We start from the raw sequence: 17,988 nt of genomic DNA, 5'->3' as shown, positions 1-17,988 counted from the left end.
CAGCGCCTTGGCGAACTTCCACGCGGCCGACGAGCTCGCGCCGATGTAGCGGACCTTTCCCTGCCTCACGAGCTGATCCAACGCGGCCAGCGTCTCCTCCAGCGGCGTCTCCGGATCCATCCGGTGGATCTGGTACAGGTCGATCGTCTCCACCCCGAGCCGCTTCAGGCTCGCCTCGCAGGCCTGCACCACGTTCTTGCGCGACAGGCCGCCCATGTTGGGCCCATCCGTCATGGGGAAGTAGACCTTGGTGGCGATCACCACCTCCTCCAGCCGCGCGTACTTGCGCAGGGCCCGGCCCGTCACTTCCTCGCTCACGCCCAGCGAGTACATGTTCGCCGTGTCGAAGAAGTTGATGCCGGCCTCCACCGCCCGGCGGAAGAAGGCCTGCGAGGCCTCCTCGTCCAGCACCCACGGGCGCCACGTCGGGGTGCCGTAGCTCATGCACCCCAGGCAGATCCGAGACACCTTCAGGCCGGTGTGGCCCAGGTTGGCGTAGTTCATCCCTTCAGAGTGCCACACCCACCTCGAGCAGGGTGAGGCCATAGAGCAGGCCGAGCCCGGGTCGATCCGTGCCCACGCCCACGCCCAGCTCCAGCAGGGACACCTGCGCGCGCCCCAGGGAGAAGCGCGCGGGCGCCAGCGTCAGCCCGAGCCCCAGCGACGGCCCCGCGACGGGCAGGGGGTGCTCGGGGGTGAGGAAGTCCAGTCTGTCCCCGAAGAGGCCCGTGAGGCTCACCCACGCGGCGGGAGTCCACCACCCCTGGCGCTGCACGCCCGCGCCCACGCGCACTTCGAGCGCCGAGCCCAGGCCCGTCAGGCCATTCGCGTCCACCTGGAGCAGCCACCGTCCGTCCACCGTGTCGCGCAGGCCGATGCCACCTCCCACGCCTCCGTGGGTGCGCGCCGGAGACAGGTAGAGCGTTGCCCCCGAGCGGGCATACACCGCGAACTGGTGCCGCGGGGGCACGGCCTCCTCGGTTGGCTCCGGCGAGGTGGCCAACGCGGAGAGCAGGAGAAGCGTCGTCGGAGTCATGGCAGGGGGCCCTCCGCCCAGAGAGCGAGCCCGGCGGCCGACAGCCGGGTGACGCCCGCGAGGAAGTCCGGATCCAACGTGGCGGGCACGTCGGTGTCGCGGTGGTAGTGGGGGTTGCGGAAGTTGGCGGTGTCGGTGAGGAAGAGCGCGCTGTGCCCGGCCAGCCAGAAGGGCGCGTGGTCACTGCGCATGAGGTTGCCCGCGAAGGGGCCGGAGCCGTCGATCGGCGCCAGCGCGCCTCGAACGGGGACGAAGCCCAGCTTGCCGCTCAGCGCGTACAGCTCCTCCAGCCGGGGACGCGACTGCTCGTTGGCGATGGCGGCGAGGAAGTCGCCCGTGTCAGGCATGGGGAAGCCGGGCAGGCCCTGCTGGGCTCCGGGGCGCGCATCCCGGTAGCCGATGCAGTCGAAGACGATCGAGGCAATCACCTTCTCCTCGGCGTGCAACCGCACGTAGCGCGTGCTGCCCACGACGCCCAGCTCCTCCAGGTCGAAGCCCACGAAGCGCACCGTGCGCGCGAAGCGCTTGCCCGCGGCCAGCCGCGCCATCTCCAGCATCGCCGCCACGCCCGAGCTGTTGTCGTCCGCCCCCGCATGGAAGGCGTCGTAGTGGGCGCCCACCACCACCACCTCGTCGGGGCGCTCGGTGCCGCGCAGCTCGGCGATGACATTGGCGGTGGGAAAGCGCGGATCCTCCGTCTCATTCAGGGTGACGGTGTAGCCGAGCGCCTCGAAGCGCTCTCGCACGAGCTGGCGGGCCTTGTCGCGGGTGAGGTGGCATACCGGATGGCGCTCCGTGTCGATCTGATCCACCTCGAACAACGAGGCGCAGTCGAGCGGGGTGTCCGCGCGGTGGGCGGCCACCAGAGCGTCCACGTCCGACACCAGGCGCGACTTCTCCACGCCCGAGGCGAAGTCCCCCCCACGGGTGACGGCGGCCTCGTCGACAGGGGACCGCTGGGCACAGGAGCCCGCGGCGAGCAGGAGGAGGGCGGCGAACAGGGCTCTCACAGCATCACCCCCAGGCGAGCCAGGCCCAGTTGAATGCGCAGCATGGAGCCGGGCCGGGGAAGGAGCTCGGTTCCCCAGTGGACCTCCAGGGCGCTCACCGTGACGCGGCGGAAGGCGAAGCGCAGGGGCGCGGCGTGGATGGCCACGTAGGCGGGCCCGAACTTCTCGGCCCTGCTGGCGGCGTAGTCGCCAGGCATGCCGTAACGGGCCGGGGCCACGACGGACAACCCACTGAGGCCGAACTCCGGGCCCACCGCGGGACGCCAGACACCCAGGTTCGCGGTGAGCTGGGCGCGGGCGTAGACCTCCAGCGGTGGATTGCCGCGCTCGGTGGGACTCCAGCGCACCCCGCCGCCGAGACGCCATGCGTCAAACTCGTACGCATAGGCGGCCTCGAGGCCAGGGCGGGATGGCAGTGCGAGGGAGAGCCCGCTCGTCGAGAGCAGGGTGCCTCCGAGGGACAGCTCATGTCCCGAGGCCGCGGCCATCCCCGGGAGGAGCGCGGCGGCGAGTATCAACCAGTGGCGCATGGGCGCCCGACTCTAGCCCGCGTTCCATACCCGAGGGGCGCTCCTCATTATTCCAGCAGGGCGGGTTCTCTCCCAGTGAAAAGGCTCCTCGCCTGGAGCCCTACCGGCGTGCCCATGGCCCCTTGGATCCCAAGAGACGTGCCGTTTAAGGTGACGACCGAAACAGGGGGCATGATGGGTTTCGTTCGTGTCGGAATTGCCCGGCCCCTGGCGGTCGTGTGGTCGACGTGACGCGTCATCCAGCTGTGCCCTCCGAGCCCCGCTCGTGAGGTCCAATGCTGCTGCTGTCGCGAGACAATCCCGCGTATGCCGTCACTCTTCCTGACGGCGCCACCTTCGTGGACGTGCTCCAGCAGCGGGCCTGGAGTCAGCCCGAGGCGCGCGTCTTCACCTTCCTCGACGAGGAAGGGGAGACCCACCTCACCTACCGCGAGCTGGACGAGGGCGCGCGTGCCGTCGCGGCCCTGCTCCAGCGGCACCTCGCTCCCGGCGACCGGGCCCTGCTCCTCTACCCGCCGGGTCGTGAGTACGTCCTGGGTTTCCTCGGGTGCCTCTACGCCGGGGTGATCGCCGTCCCCGCGTATCCGCCCGATCCGACCCGCCTCGGGCGCACGCTGCCCCGGCTCCAGGCGCTGGTGGCGGACTGCCGTGCCACCGCGGCGCTGACGACTTCCCCCGTGCTGGACATGGTCGGGTTCCTCACCGAGGAGGCTCCGGATCTCCGCGCCCTGCGCTGGTTGGCCACGGATGCGCTCGAGCCCGGCACCGCCGGCGCCTGGTCCGCTCCGAGCCTGTCCTCGGAGGACCTGGCCTTCCTCCAGTACACCTCTGGCTCCACCGGCACGCCCAAGGGCGTGATGCTCAGCCACCGCAACCTGCTGCACAACTCGGGGCTCATCGCGCTCGGGTTCGATGCGTCGCCCCAGCCCGTGGGCGTCATCTGGTTGCCCCCGTACCACGACATGGGGCTCATCGGCGGCATCCTCCAGCCCCTCTACCGCGACATCCCCACCGTGCTGATGTCGCCGCTCTTCTTCCTCCAGCGTCCCCTGCGCTGGTTGGAGGCCGTCTCCCGGCACGGCGGCACCGTCAGCGGCGGCCCCAACTTCGCCTACGAGCTGTGCGTCCGGAAGACGACCCCCGAGCAGCGCGCCGCGTTGGATCTGCGGAGCTGGGAGGTGGCCTTCTGTGGCGCCGAGCCCATCCGCGAGGAGACGCTGGAGCGCTTCGCCGAGGCCTTCGCCCCCGCCGGCTTCCGGCGCGAGGCCTTCTACCCGTGCTACGGGCTCGCCGAGGGTTCGCTGATCGTCAGCGGTGGGCGCAGGGCCGAGCCGCCCGTGGTGCGCCGCTTCGCGCGCGAGGCGCTGCTGCGGGGAGAGGCTCGGACCCCGGAGAACTGGTCCGAGGGCGTGCCGATGATCGGCTGCGGCCGCTCCCTGGGAGACCAGGAGGTGCGCGTTGTCGATCCCCAGACGGGTGCTCCGTGCGCGCCCGGCCGCGTCGGGGAGATCTGGGTCCGCGGCGCCAGCGTGGCCCGGGGCTACTGGGAGCGGCCCGAGGAGACCGCCCGCACCTTCCAGGCGCGGCTGTCGGGCTCCGGCGAGGGCGCGTACCTGCGCACCGGCGATCTCGGCGTGCTCGACGGCGGTGAGCTGTTCGTCACCGGGCGCAGCAAGGACCTCCTCATCATCCGCGGGCGCAATCACTACCCGCAGGACATCGAGCGCTCGGTGGAGCAGTGCGACGTGGGCCTGCGGCCCGGTTGTGGCGCGGCCTTCTCCGTGGAGGTGGAGGGCGAGGAGCGTCTGGTCGTCGTCCAGGAGTTCGCCGCCCGCTCCGGGGGGGAGCCGGAGGAGCGCGCCCGCGAGGCCCTCGCCCGCATCCGCCAAGCGGTGGCCGAGCAGCATGAGCTGGGTGTGCATGCGGTGGTGTTGCTCGTGCCCGGGAGCATTCCGAAGACGTCGAGCGGGAAGATCCAACGCCATGCCTGCCGCGCCGCGTTCCTCGACGGCTCCCTGGAGGAGGTGGGCTCCTGGCGCGAGGGCACCGCCGCCACCGAGGCCGAGCCCACGGGCGCGGTCGTGACGGCGGAGTCCGCTCCTCCCGTGGGGGCTGGCCCGGAGGTGCTGCTGCCGTGGCTCTCCACTCGCCTGTCCCGGGCGCTCGGGGTTCCGGCCGGCGAGCTGAACCCGGACGTGCCCCTCACGCGGTACGGGCTCGACTCGCTGCGCTCGCTGGAGGTGCAGGGCGGGCTCGAGACGGCGCTCGGGGTCAAGCTGCCGATCACCTGTCTCCTGCAGGGGCCCACCCTGCGCGAGCTGGCCGCCCGCCTCGTGGAGCGCCCCGCGCTGGAGGCCCCCGCGCCGCTCGCGCCCATGGCGCTGACGGGGCCCCTGCCGCTCTCGGATGGTCAGCGCGCGCTGTGGTTCCTGCAGCGCATGGCTCCGGAGAGCACGGCGTACCACGTGGTGCGCGCGGTGCGGATCCACTCCCGCCTCGATGTCGCCGCGCTGGAGCGCGCCTTCCAGACGCTCGTGGCTCGCCACCCGTCCCTGCGCGCGGTGTTCCCCGAGGAGCAGGGCGTTCCCGTCCAGCGGCTCGTGGAGCCCTCGGGGCCCGTGCTTCGGGTGGAGGATGCCACCGGCTGGAGTGAGGCCGACCTGCGCGCACGGCTCGACGTCGAGGCCCACCAGCCCTTCGACCTCGTGAACGGGCCGCTGATGCGCGTCCTGCTCCTCTCCCGGGGCCCGGACGCGCACGTGCTGCTGCTCGCGCTGCACCACCTCATCACCGACTTCTGGTCGCTGGGGGTGATGGTGGAGGAGCTGGGTGCGCTCTACACGGCGGAGTCGGGGGGGATTCCCGCCGTGCTGCCCGCGCTTGCCCTGCATCCCATGGAGGCCGCCCAGGCGCTCTCGGCGCGGCTCGCGAGTCCCCTGGGCCAGGAGCTGCGGGCCTTCTGGGGGAGCCGGCTCGGTGGCGGGTTGCCCGTGCTGGAGCTGCCCACGGACCGTCCCCGGCCCCGCGTCCAGTCCTTCCGCGGCGCCTCGCTCGCGTTCCGGGTGGGGGCCGAGACCACCACGCGGCTCCACGCGCTCGCGCGAGAGCAGGGCGCCACTCCTTATATGGTGCTGCTGGCGGCGTTCTTCGCCTTCCTCCGCCGCTACACGGGCCAGGACGACTTCCTCGTGGGCTCGCCCACCGCTGGCCGTGGCCGACCCGAGGTGGCGCGGCTCGTGGGCTACCTCGTCAACCCCGTGGCGATGCGCGCCTCCTTGTCCTCCAGCACCACCTTCCGCGCCCTCATCTCCCAGGTCCGGAGCACCGTGCTGGAGGCGCTCGACCATCAGGAGTTGCCCTTCGCCCGGCTCGTCGAGCAGCTCCAGCCCACGCGGGAGCCGGGGCGGGCGCCTCTCTTCCAGGCGATGTTCGTGCTCCAGAGCAGTCACCTGCCCGGAATGGGTGAGGCGCTCGCCGCCTTCGCGCTGGGCGAGGCGGGTGCACGCCTGAGCCTGGGCTCGCTGGAGCTCGAGTCCCTGCCGCTCGTGCACCGCAGCTCGGCGTTCGATCTCACGTTGATGCTGGCGGAGGCGGAAGGCGCGCTGAGCGGCTCGCTGGAGTACTGCACGGACCTCTTCGACGCCCCCACGGCCGCGCGCATGGCGAGGCACTTCGAGACGCTGCTGGCGGCGGTGGTGGCGGAGCCGGAGCGGCGCGTGGAGGAGGTGGAGCTGCTCGCGGGGGAGGAGCGCACCCGGGTGCTGGAGGAGTGGAGCCGGGGTCCGCGCGTGGAGGTGCCGGTGGAGGGGCTGGGGCGGCTGCTGGAGGACCAGGCGGCGATCCGGCCCGAGGCGGTGGCACTGGAGGGGGGCGGGCAGCGGCTGAGCTACCGGGAGCTGGAGGCGCGGGCGAGGCGGCTCGCGCACCGGCTGCGGCGCGAGGGCGTGGGCCCGGAGGTTCGGGTGGGGGTGTTGCTGGAGAAGAGCGTGGAGGCGGTGGTGGCCTTCTGGGGCGTGCAGCTCGCGGGGGGCGTGTACGTGCCGCTGGAGGCGGTGCAGCCGCGCGAGCGCCTGGAGTGGATGGCCCAGGACGCGCGCGTGAGGGCGGTGGTGACGGTGGGCGCGCTGGAGGACCGGTGCGGCCCGCCGGAGGGCGCGCGGGTGGTGCGGCTGGAGGAGCTGACGGCGGAGGACGAGGGTCCGCTGGAGAGCGGCGTGCGGGCCGCCAACGCGGCGTATGTCCTCTACACCTCGGGCAGCACCGGCAGGCCCAAGGGCGTCGAGGTGACGCATGCGGGCCTGTGCGATCTGGCGTACGCGAAGATGCGGGCGTTCGGCGTCGGAGCGGAGTGCCGGCTGCTGCAGCTCTCGTCGCTGGGCTTCGACGCCTCCATCTGGGAGTACCTGCTGGCGATGTCCGTGGGTGGAACGCTGTGCGTGCCCGAGGGTGGACGCGTGCCACTGGGCGAGGAGCTGCGGCGGGCGCTGGTGGAGGGCGCGGTGACGATGGTGACGCTGCCGCCGTCCGTGCTGGCGCTGCTGCCGGAGGAGGGCCTGGAGCACCTGCGGGTGGTGAAGTCCGTGGGCGAGGCCTGCCCGCAGGAGCTGGTGGAGAAGTGGGGGAGGGGACGGCGCTTCGTCAACGGGTACGGGCCCACGGAGACGTCGGTGTGCGTCTCGTGGGCGGAGTGCGTGGTCGGGGAGGGTCGGCCTTCCATCGGCGGGCCGCTGGCCAACGTGCAGGCGTACGTGCTGGACGGGGAGCTGCGGCCCGTTCCCCCAGGCGTGGCGGGAGAGCTGTACCTGGGCGGCCCGGGGTTGGCGCGGGGCTACGCGGGAAGGCCGGATCTCACCGCGGAGCGCTTCGTGCCGAACCCCTTCAGCCAGGAGGGCGGCGAGCGGCTGTACCGCACGGGGGACGTGGTGCGGTGGAAGGCGGACGGGCGGCTCGACTACGTGGGCCGCGCGGACGCGCAGGTGAAGGTGAACGGCGTGCGGGTGGAGCCGGGAGAGGTCGAATCCGCGCTGCGGGAACTGGCCGGCGCGAAGCAGGCCCATGTGAGGGCGTGGAAGAGCCTCTCGGGCGAGTCGCGGCTGGTGGCCTACGTGGTGCCCGGAGCGGAGACGCCGCGCGAGACGCGGGAGCTGCGCGCACGGTTGCGCCAGCGTCTGCCCGAGCCGATGGTGCCCTCGGCCTTCGTCCACCTGGAGGCGCTGCCCCTGTCCTCCAGTGGCAAGGTGGACGGGCGCGCCCTTCCTCCTCCCGAGCCGACCGCCGACGCGCGCTCCGCCTCCTTCGTCCCACCGCGCAGCCCGCTGGAGGTGTCCATCGCGCGCTGCTGGGCCCAGGCGCTCGGGCGTGAGGCCGTGGGCCTCCATGATCATTTCTTCGATGACCTCGGCGGCAGCTCGCTCACCGTCGTCAGGGCCTGCGCCCTGCTGCGCGACGAGCTGAAGCGGGACGTTCCCGTCGTCTACTTCTTCGAACACCCCACGGTCCTCGCGCTCGCGAAGCGGTTGGACCCGGCGGTGAGTCCCGAGACACGCAGCAGCAACCACCAGGATCGCGCGGAGGCTCGCCGACAGGCCCTCCAGCGCCGCAACACCCGAGGGGGCCGTGGCAATGGCGGATGATCAGCAGGAGCAGCTCGAGGGCACCGGAAACGACATCGCGATCATCGGCATGGCCGGGCGCTTCCCCGGTGCCGGTGACGTCCACGCCTTCTGGCGCAATCTGCGCGACGGCGTCGAGTCCATCTCCCGCTTCGGCGCCGAGGAGCTGGAGCCGTCTCCGCTCGTCCCGGAGGCGCTGCGCTCGCACAAGGACTTCGTGCGCGCGGGCGGCGTGCTCGACGGCGCGGACCTCTTCGATCACGACTTCTTCGACATCGCCCCCCGCGAGGCGATGTGGATGGATCCCCAGCAGCGCGTCTTCCTGGAGTGCGCCTGGGCCGCGCTCGAGGACGCGGCGTATGACCCCGAGCGCTTCCCCGGGAAGATCTCCCTCTACGCGGGCGCCGGCCAGTCCGGGCACGTGCTCTCCCTGCTCGGCCATGTGAAGAAGGAGCCGGCCGCCCTCTTCGAGGCGCTCGGCACCACCACCGCGGAGAACGTCGCCACCAAGGTCTCCTTCAAGCTCCGGCTGCGCGGCGAGAGCCTGGCCCTCTACACCGCGTGCTCCACGGGCCTCGTCTCCGTCCACATGGCCTGCCAGAGCCTCCTGCTGCGCCAGTCCGACATCGCCCTGGCCGGCGCGGTCCGCCTCTCGCTCCCTCAGCGCACCGGCTACCTCTACCAGGAGGGGATGATCTTCTCGCCCGACGGGCACTGCCGCGCCTTCGACTCGCGCGCCAAGGGCACGGTGAGTGGCAACGGCGTCGGCGTGGTCGTCCTCAAGCCGCTCGCGGACGCGCTGCGGGACGGCGATCACGTCTATGCCGTCATCAAGGGCTCGGCCATCAACAACGACGGCCACCAGAAGATCGGCTACACCGCGCCCAGCGTCGAGGGACAGGCCGAGGCCATCTCCGAGGCCCTGGCCTACGCGGGCGTCGGGGCGGAGGAGCTCGGCTACGTGGAGGCCCACGGCACCGGCACGCCGCTCGGGGACCCGATAGAGGTGTCCGCGCTGACGCGCGCCTTCCGCCGCGATACGGACGCGCGCGGCTTCTGCGCGCTCGGCTCGGTGAAGACCAACATCGGCCACCTGGACACCGCGGCGGGCATCGCCGGGCTGCTCAAAGCCACCCTGGCGCTCTACCACGAGGAGATTCCCCCCAGCCTCCACTTCGAGCGCCCCAACCCCGCCATCGACTTCGCCGGCAGTCCCTTCTTCGTCGCCTCCGAGCGCCGGGAGTGGACGCGCGGTGAGAAGCCCCGGCTCGCGGGCGTCAGCTCCTTCGGCATCGGCGGCACCAACGCGCACGCCATCCTCGGCGAGGCCCCGCCCACCGCGAGCCGCCCCAGCAGCCGGCCCCGCCAGCTCGTCACGCTCTCCGCCCGCACCGCCTCCGCCCTGGAGGCCCTGACGCAGGAGCTCGCCGCGCACCTGGAGGCCCACCCGGGCGTGGACCTGGCGGACCTCGCCTTTACTCGCAACGTGGGGCGCAAGGCCTTCGAGCACCGGCGCTCGCTCGTCGTGGCGGATGGCCCCGGGCTGCTCGCCCGGCTGAAGGCGCCTCCCCCGGCGCACGCCCTCGCCAGCCTGGAGGCGGCCCGCGAGCAGCGCGTGGTCTTCCTCTTCCCCGGGCAGGGCGCGCAGTCGGTAGGCATGGCGCGCGAGCTGTACGCGGCCGAGCCCGTCTTCCGGGAGCACGTGGACGCCTGCCTCGCGCAGCTCACCCCCAAGCTGGGGAGGCCGTTGCACCCGCTGCTGTACCCGACTCCCGCTCAGGAGGCCGAGGCCCGTGAGGCGCTCGCGGATCCCCGCTACGCCCTGCCTCTGCTCTTCACCGTGGAGTATTCGCTCGCCCGGTTGTGGATGGACTGGGGTTTCGAGCCCCAGGCCATGTTCGGGCACAGCTATGGCGAGTACGTGGCCGCGTGCCTCGCCGGTGTGCTGCCGCTCGAGGACGCGCTGGCGCTCGTGGTGGTGCGGGGCCAGCTCATGGCGCGCATGCCTCCCGGGGCCATGACCGCCGCGGGCTGCTCCGAGGCCGAGCTCCAGCCGCTGCTCACCGGCGCGCTGTCGCTGGCCTCGATCAACGGTGCCGACCGCTGTGTTGTCTCCGGGCCCGTGGACGAGGTGGAGCGGCTGGAGCAGGAGCTCGCGCGCAAGGGTGTGGGCTCGCTGCGGCTGCCCGCGCGCCAGGCCTTCCACTCGGCGGCGGTGGAGCCCCTGCGTGAGGAGCTCCAGCGCACCGTCGCCGGGCTGCGGCTCTCCGCTCCCCAGCGCCCGTATGTCTCCAGCCTCACCGGGACGTGGATCCGCGCCGAGGAGGCCACGGATCCCTCCTACTGGGCCCGGCAGATGCGCCAGCCCGTGCGCTTCGCCGCGGGGCTCGACACCCTCCAGAAGGAGGGCTACGGCATCTACATCGAGGTGGGGCCGGATCAGGCGCTCACCACGCTGACGAAGATGCACCTGCGGGGCACCGGGCCCGTGCGGGTGGTGCCCTCGCTGCCTCGCGCGGGCTCCTCGGCGTCCGATCACGGCACGCTGCTGGAGGCGCTCGGCACGCTGTGGCAGGCCGGCCTGGAGGTGCGCTGGGAGCGCTTCTACGCCCACGAGCAGCGCCAGCGTCTGCCTCTGCCCACCTATCCCTTCGAGCGCCAGCTCTGCCGGCTCGAGCCTCGCTGGATGGACGTGAGCGATCCCGCTCCGGTCAACGCGCCAGCGCCGGTTCCCGCTCCAGCCAAGGCGCCGGCTCCCGTTACCGCCAAGGCACCGGCGCAGGCTGCGGCCGGCAAGGAGGCTCCCCGCACCGACGTCGAGCGGCAGGTGATGGCCATCTGGCGCGAGCGGCTCGGCATCGAGGACATCGGCATCCAGGACAACTTCCTGGAGCTGGGCGGCAACTCGCTGATGGCGGCGCAGATGCTCACGCGCCTGCGTGAGTCCTTCCCGGTGCAGCTCCCCCTGAGCGACCTCTTCGAGGCCCCCACCGTGGCGGGCATCGCCGCGCGCATCGAGGCCCGCCTGAAGGAAGTGGGGCCCTCGGGCAGTGGCGTCCCGGTGCCTCGCCTCGTGCCCGTTGCGCGCGAGGGCGTGCTGCCGCTCTCCTTCGTGCAGGAGCGGGTGTGCGCGCTGGAGCGCTTCGTTCCCGGCAACCCCGCGCTCCACATGCCCATGGTCCTCCGACTGACGGGCACGCTGGACGTGGCCGTGCTGGAGCGGAGCCTCGCCGAGGTCGTCCGCCGCCATGAGGCCCTCCGCATCACCTATGCGGCCGTGGATGGCCGGTTCGTGCCCCGCATCCACTCCGAGCTGAAGTCGCCGCTCCCCCTCATCGTCCTGGAGGGCTCCCGCGAGGAGCGCGAGGCGGAGGGGCTGCGGCTCGCTCGTGAGGAGGCCGCTCGGCCCTTCTCGCTGGAGCAGGGCCCCGTTCTCCGCTCCACCCTGGTGCGCCTCGCTCCGGACTCGCACCTGCTGCTCGTCACCGTGCACCACGTCGTCTCGGACACCCTGTCCATGGTGGCGATCGCCCGGGAGCTGGCGGTGAATTACGAGGCGTTCCTCCAGGGCCGCCCCTCACCGCTCCCCGCGCTCCCCGTGCAGTACCTGGACTTCGCGGCGTGGCAGCGGCAGGCGCTGGCGTCGGGCGCATTCTCGGCTCAGGAGGCCTGGTGGCGCGAGCGGATGGCCGCTCCTCCGGGCCCGCTCGCGCTTCCCACGGATCGTCCGCGCGGTGCCTCGCGCGGGCTCGTCGGCGCACGCCGCCTCTTCGGCCTGTCCCGCCGGCTCTCCGACGCCATCCAGGCGCTCGGTCAGCGCGAGGGCTTCACCTCCTTCATGATCCTCCTCGCCGGCTACAAGGCGATGCTGGCCCGCTACGCCGGCCAGGAGGACATCGTCGTGGGCACGCCCATTGGCAACCGCTCCCGGGGCGAGCTGGAGCCACTGGTCGGCTACGTGGCCCACGCCGTCCCGCTGCGCACGGACCTCTTCGGGGACCCCACCTTCCGCGAGCTGCTCGACCGCGTGCGCGACACCACGCTGGGCGCCTACGCGAACCCGGACGTCCCCTATGAGCACCTCGTGCGCGAGCTGGAGCCCAAGAAGGACCCCGACAGCTCGCGGCTCTTCGACGCGCTGTTCGTCCTCCATGCCGGCTTCGCCTCGCACCTGGAGCTGCCCGGGCTCCGCCTGGAGCACGTGGAAGTGCCGGGCGCGCCCTCCCAGTTCGGCTCCCTGCTCTCCAACCTCTGCATCTCCCTCGGAGAGAACGAGCGCGGCTTCACCGGCGACATGGAGTACGCCACCGAGCTGTTCGATCCGGCCACCATCGAGCGGATGATCGGCCACTTCGAGGCGATCCTCGACTCCGCCGTGGCGGACCCCGGCCTGCGCCTCTCCGAGCTGTCCCTGATGACCGAGGCGGAGCGGCAGCGGGTGGCCCTCGCGACCCCGTCTCCGCGCGCCGAGGTCGTCTCGCTCGCGGCCCTGCTGGAGGCCCAGGCCTCGCGAGCCCCGGACGCGCTCGCCGTCGTCGCCGGGGAGAGGAGTCTCTCCTGGGGTGCGTTGCGCGAGCGGGCCCGGCACCTGGCCGGAGCGCTCGTGCGCAAGGGCGTGGGGCCCGAGCAGCTCGTGGCCGTGTGCCTGGAGCCGTCCCCCGAGCGCCTCGTGGCCCAGTGGGCCGTGCTGGCGGCCGGTGGCGCCTGGGTGCTCGTGCCTCCGACGCGGCTGCGGGAGTTGGCCTCGCTCGCGCCCGAGGGCGCACCGGCGCCGCTGCTGCTCACGGACTCGCGGCTGCGCACCAGCGTCTCGCTGGACGCCTCGCGGGTGCTGTACGTGGACGCGCCCTTGGAGGCGATGCCCGCCTTCGAGCACCACGCCGCTCCGGTGGGGGCCGACACCATGGTCTGCCTCGAGGCGCTCGCCGGCTCCGAGGGGACTCCGCGACGGGCGATTCACACGCCCCTCACCGTGGCCCACCTGTTCCACATGCTCGACCAGGGCGGTGCGCCGGGTGGCGCGTGGCTGTGGGCCGAGGAGCCCGCGGGGCAGGGGAGCGGCTTGGAAGTGCTGTGGGCCCTGTGCCGGGGCCTGCGCGTCGTCCTGCCGCGTGAGCCCGCCAGCGCCCGGTTCGTGGTGACGGGCCGCGAGGCCGCGCCCCGCCGCCCGCTGGCCTTCGGCCTCTCGTACTTCGCCAACGACGAGGACGGGCTCGGCCGGCGCAAGTACCAGCTCCTGCTGGACGGGGCTCGCTTCGCCGACTCGCACGGCTTCTCGGCCGTCTGGACGCCCGAGCGCCACTTCCACTCCTTCGGTGGCCTCTACCCGAGCCCCGCCATCACCGGCGCGGGCATCGCCACCCTCACCGAGCACATCGGCATCCGCGCCGGCAGCGTGGTCATCCCCCTGCACGACCCCCTCCAGGTGGCCGAGGAGTGGGCGATGATCGACAACCTCTCCGGAGGCCGGGTGGGGGTGTCGTTCGCCTCGGGGTGGCACGCCAACGACTTCGTCTTCGCTCCGGACAACTACGCGCGCCGCAAGGAGATCATGCTCCGCGGCATCGAGACCGTGCGCCACCTGTGGCGGGGCGGCACGGTGCGCCGGCGCAACGGCGAGGGACAGGAGGTGGAGATCGCCATCCGCCCGCGCCCGGTGCAGGCCGAGCTGCCCTTCTGGCTCACGGCCGCGGGCAGTCCGGAGACGTTCCGGCTCGCGGGAGAGCTGGGTGCCAACGTGCTCACCAACCTGATGGGCCAGGACCTCGACTCCCTCGCCGAGAAGGTGGCGATCTACCGCGAGGCGTGGCGGCGGCACGGCCATGGCCCGGGTCGCGGTCAGGTGAGCCTGATGATGCACGCCTTCCTCGGGGCGGATGCGGCCGAGGTGCGCCGCGCCGTGCGCGAGCCGCTGCTCAAGTACTTCCGCAGCTCGGTGGACATCTTCAGCGGCTTCGCGGCCAGCCAGGGCCTGAAGGTGGACGTGAAGACGCTCACGCCCCGGGACATGGACACGCTGCTGGAGCACGGCTTCGAGCGCTACCTGGAGGCCGGCGGCCTCTTCGGGACGCCCGAGTCCTGTGAGCCCATCGTCGAGCGCGTGCGTCGGCTGGACGTGGACGAGGTGGCCTGTCTGGTGGACTTCGGTGCCAGCACGGAGGCGACGATGAACAGCCTCCAGCACCTGGACACCCTGCGGCGGCGCTCGCAGCCGGAGGGGACCGGGGCCGTGTCTTCCGCCCCGCGGGAGAGCGGCGCCGAGGCGGAGGCGCTGCTCGCGCTCGTGCGCGAGGCGGGTGTCACGCACCTGCACTGCACGCCGTCCCTGGCTCGCGCGCTCGCCGCGCTGCCCCGTGTTTCCGAGGAGCTTCGTTCCGTGCGCCGCCTGTTCGTCGAGGGCGCGGCTCCGGAGCTGGCCGCCTCGCTCGCTCGCGCGGCCGGTGTGGAGGTGCTGCGCCGTGAGGAGGCGCTCGGGCCGGCGGCGTGGTTGCCGGTGCGCGCGGAGGAGGTGGGAACTCCCGTCTTCCTGCCTCCCGCTCACGTCCAGGTTCATGTGCTGGACTCCCGGGGGCGGCCCGTTCCCGTAGGGGTCTCCGGGGTGCTCGCCCTCGGAGGCGGTGGCGTCCCTCGGGGCTTCTGGAAGGAGCCGGAGGCCCCGAGGCAGGGGCTGCTCACCCTGGGACAGCGTGCCCGGCTCAGGGCCGATGGTGCCGTGGAGCTGCTCGCGAGCGCTCCGGCGGTTCGCCGTCCGGCACCCGTCCAGGCTCCGCGCCCCGAGGTGGCTCGCCCGGAGGTGGCGCGTCGTCCCGAGGGGCCGACGGCCGTCACCCGCGTGCCGCGCGACAGGGCGCTGCCCCTCAGCTTCGCCCAGCAGCGGCTGTGGTACCTGGATCAGCTCGAGCCGGGGAACGTGGCCTACAACAACCCGTCCGCGCTGCGCTTGAGCGGAGTGTTGGACGTCGACGCGCTGGAGTGGGCCCTCAATGAGGTGGTGCGTCGCCACGAGGCGTTGCGGACCACCTTCGCCCTGGAGGACTCCGGTCCCGTCCAGCGCATCGCCCCGTCCCTCGCCGTACCGCTGGAGGTGACCCGGTTGGAGGACACGGGCGCGCGGGACGAGGAACGGGCCCGGTGGTTGCTCGCGAACGCGAGCAAGCCCTTCCAGCTCGCGCAAGGTCCGCTCATCCGCACGACGTTGCTGCGCTTGGAGGAGACCGAGCACATCCTGCTCGTCAACGTGCACCACATCGTTTCCGATGGCTGGTCCGCGGGCGTGCTGCTCCAGGAGCTGGCGGTCCTCTATGCCGCCCATGTCTCCGGCTCCAAGCCATCGCTGCCGGAGCTGTCCGTGCAGTACGCGGACTACGCCGTCTGGCAGGCGGAGTGGCTGCGGGGACCCGCGCTCCAGACGGAGCTGTCCTGGTGGAAGGAGACGCTGGCGGACCTCCCTGTCCTGCAGCTCCCCGTGGATCGCCCCCGGCCGGCGGTGCAGACGTACCGGGGCGCGCGACACTTCTTCTCCATCTCCCGGCCTGTGTCCGAGGCACTGGTGGCGCTCTCCCGCCGCGAGGGGGCCACGCTCTTCATGGTCCTCATGGCCGCCTGGCAGGCGCTGCTGTCGCGCTACAGCGGGCAAGAGGACTTCGCGGTGGGCACCGCCCTGGCGGGCCGCAACCGGCCCGAGGTGGAGCCCCTGGTGGGTTGCTTCGTCAACTCGCTCCCCCTGCGAGCCGACGTCTCCGGGGCGCCCACCTTCCTGGAGCTGCTCGGCCGGGTCCGCCGCACGGCGCTCGGCGCGTTCGCCCATCAGGAAGCCCCCTTCGAGAAGCTGGTGGACGCCTTGCGTGTCTCGCGGGACCCGAGCCACTCGCCCGTCTTCCAGACGATGCTCGTGCTCCACAACACCCCCATGCCCACGGTGCGGCTCGCGGGCCTCACGCTCAGTGGCATGGACCTGCACACCGGCTCCGCGAAGATGGAGCTCTCGCTGGAGCTGCGCGAGACGCCCGAGGGGCTGTGGGCCGGGCTCGAATACAACACCGATCTCTTCCTCCCGGAGACGGCGAGCCAGCTCGCCTCACACTTCGTGCTCCTGCTGGAAGGCCTCAGCGCGGCGCCGGAGCGGCGGCTCTCCTCGCTCCCCCTGGTGTCGGAGGCGGAGCGCCGCAAGCTCCTGGTGGAGTGGAACCCTGCCCCCCACAGCGCGAGCCCCGAGAGCCTGACGGCCCTCTTCTCGGCCCAGGTCGCCCGGACGCCGGACGGAATCGCCCTGGTGGATGACACGGAGGCCGTGACCTTCCGGGAACTGGAAATCCGAGCCCACCGGATCGCGCACCTGCTGCGCCGCTCCGGCGTGGGCTCCGAGTCCGTGGTGGCGCTGGCGCTGGAGCGCCCGCTGGACGCGGTGGCCGCCATGCTGGGGACGCTCGCGGCGGGCGGCGCCTGGCTCTCGTTGGATCTCTCCCATCCCCGGGAGCGGCTCCGCCTCATGCTCGACGACGCGGACGCCCGGGTGGTGCTCACCCGCGAGTCCCTGCGGGGGCCGCTCCTCGAGGGAGGTGCACGGGCCGTCGTCTGCTTGGAGCAGGCCGCGTCCGAGCCGACGGCATCCCCTGGCATCCAGCCGGCGCCGCATCACGCGGCCTACGTCCTCTTCACCTCGGGCTCGACCGGGCGGCCCAAGGGCGTGGTGGTCGAGCATCGCCACCTGGCATGCGCCACCCGGGCCCGCTTCGAGGCCTATGGTCCCCCGGGCCGTTGCGTCACGCTCTCGCCGTTCACGTTCGATGCCTCGTACAGGGATCTGTTCTGGGCCCTCTTCCACGGCGGCACGTTGCACTACGGGGCCGAGCAGGGGTGGGAGGATCCACGCGTGCTGGCCGCGGCCATCGCCCGGCACCGGATCGAATACCTCTTCGGCGTGCCCTCGCCCTATGCGCGCCTCCTCGAGGCCGCGCCCGCGGGGAGTCTCGGCAGCCTGCGCTCCGTCTTCATCGGCGGCGAGGTCTGCCCGAGGGAGCTGGTGCGTGCCCACCAGGAGGCGGCCCCCTCCGCCTCCTTCTTCAATGAGTACGGTCCCACGGAGGTCTCCATCTGGTGCACCCTGCACCGGGCGGATCCGGCGGAGGCCGGTCCCGTGCCCATTGGCCGGCCCATCGCCGGCTACCGGGCCTACATCCTGGATGAGCACCTGCAGCCCGTTCCTCCGGGAGTCCCCGGCGAGCTGTTCGTGGGTGGTGCGGGGGTCGCGCGTGGCTACATCGGACGGCCGGAGCTGACGGCCGAGCGCTTCCTCGCGGATCCGTTCGACGCCACGCCCGGCGCGCGGATGTACCGCACGGGAGATCGGTGCCGCTGGAGGAGGGATGGGGAGATCGAGTTCCTCGGGCGCCGGGACGGCCAGGTGAAGGTGCGGGGCTTCCGCGTCGAGACGGGGGAGATCGAGTCCGTGCTGGCGAAGCACCCGGCCATCCGCGAGGGCGTGGTGCTCGCGCGCGCGGACGAGCGGGGCGTGACGCGGCTCATCGGCTATGTCGTGCTCCACCAGCGGCCGGGGCCGGGCGCGGAGGTGCTGCGCGACTTCCTGCGCGAGCGGCTTCCCGAGTACATGGTGCCGTTCGCCTTCGTGGAGCTGGAGAGCGTGCCGCGCGCGCGGAGCGGCAAGGTGAATGTCGCGGCGCTCCCCATGCCCGAGAGACAGGCCTCCGTGCGCCACGAGGCCTATGTCGCACCGCGGACCGAGCTGGAGGAGCGCCTCGCGCGCGTCTGGTGTGAGGTGCTCGGCGTGGAGCGCGTGGGCG

Annotated in this window: 6 protein-coding genes; 2 read left to right on the top strand and 4 right to left on the bottom strand. The window is 72.6% G+C overall.

From position 1 onward, the window contains the following. The 4 genes from VF697_RS43335 to VF697_RS43320 all read right to left on the bottom strand — a co-directional run. Positions 1–504: aldo/keto reductase (locus tag VF697_RS43335; RefSeq protein ID WP_331104652.1), on the bottom strand; the 504-nt coding region annotated here is incomplete at its 3' end. 4 nt (positions 505–508) lie between these two features. After that, the gene (locus tag VF697_RS43330) at positions 509–1,036 is read right to left on the bottom strand and encodes a hypothetical protein (protein WP_331104650.1); all 528 of its coding nucleotides are present in this window, start codon (positions 1,034–1,036) and stop codon (positions 509–511) included. Continuing rightward, a complete protein-coding gene (locus VF697_RS43325; protein ID WP_331104648.1) occupies positions 1,033–2,046 on the bottom strand; it encodes a M28 family peptidase in 1,014 nt (337 codons plus the stop codon). The genes VF697_RS43330 and VF697_RS43325 overlap by 4 nt, the downstream gene beginning before the upstream one ends. After that, positions 2,043–2,576, bottom strand: a complete 534-nt coding sequence (locus VF697_RS43320) for a hypothetical protein (protein WP_331104646.1) — start codon at positions 2,574–2,576, stop codon at positions 2,043–2,045. Before VF697_RS43320 ends, VF697_RS43325 begins: the two co-directional genes overlap by 4 nt. Positions 2,577–2,851: 275 nt before the next feature. Here VF697_RS43320 and VF697_RS43315 point away from each other — a divergent pair, with 275 nt between their 5' ends. Both VF697_RS43315 and VF697_RS43310 read left to right on the top strand, forming a co-directional pair. Beyond that, positions 2,852–8,209 (top strand): amino acid adenylation domain-containing protein, encoded by a 5,358-nt coding sequence (locus tag VF697_RS43315; protein ID WP_331104644.1) that lies wholly within the window; start codon positions 2,852–2,854, stop codon positions 8,207–8,209. Continuing rightward, a partial coding sequence (locus VF697_RS43310) for a non-ribosomal peptide synthetase/type I polyketide synthase (protein ID WP_331104642.1) occupies positions 8,199–17,988 on the top strand: 9,790 nt, incomplete at its 3' end. The genes VF697_RS43315 and VF697_RS43310, both read left to right, overlap by 11 nt.

Origin of the sequence: Archangium sp. (assembly GCF_036388035.1) — a bacterium.
Lineage (GTDB): Bacteria > Myxococcota > Myxococcia > Myxococcales > Myxococcaceae > Archangium.
Note: the sequence above shows the minus strand (reverse complement) of the source record. Positions and strands in the feature narration are given on the sequence as shown.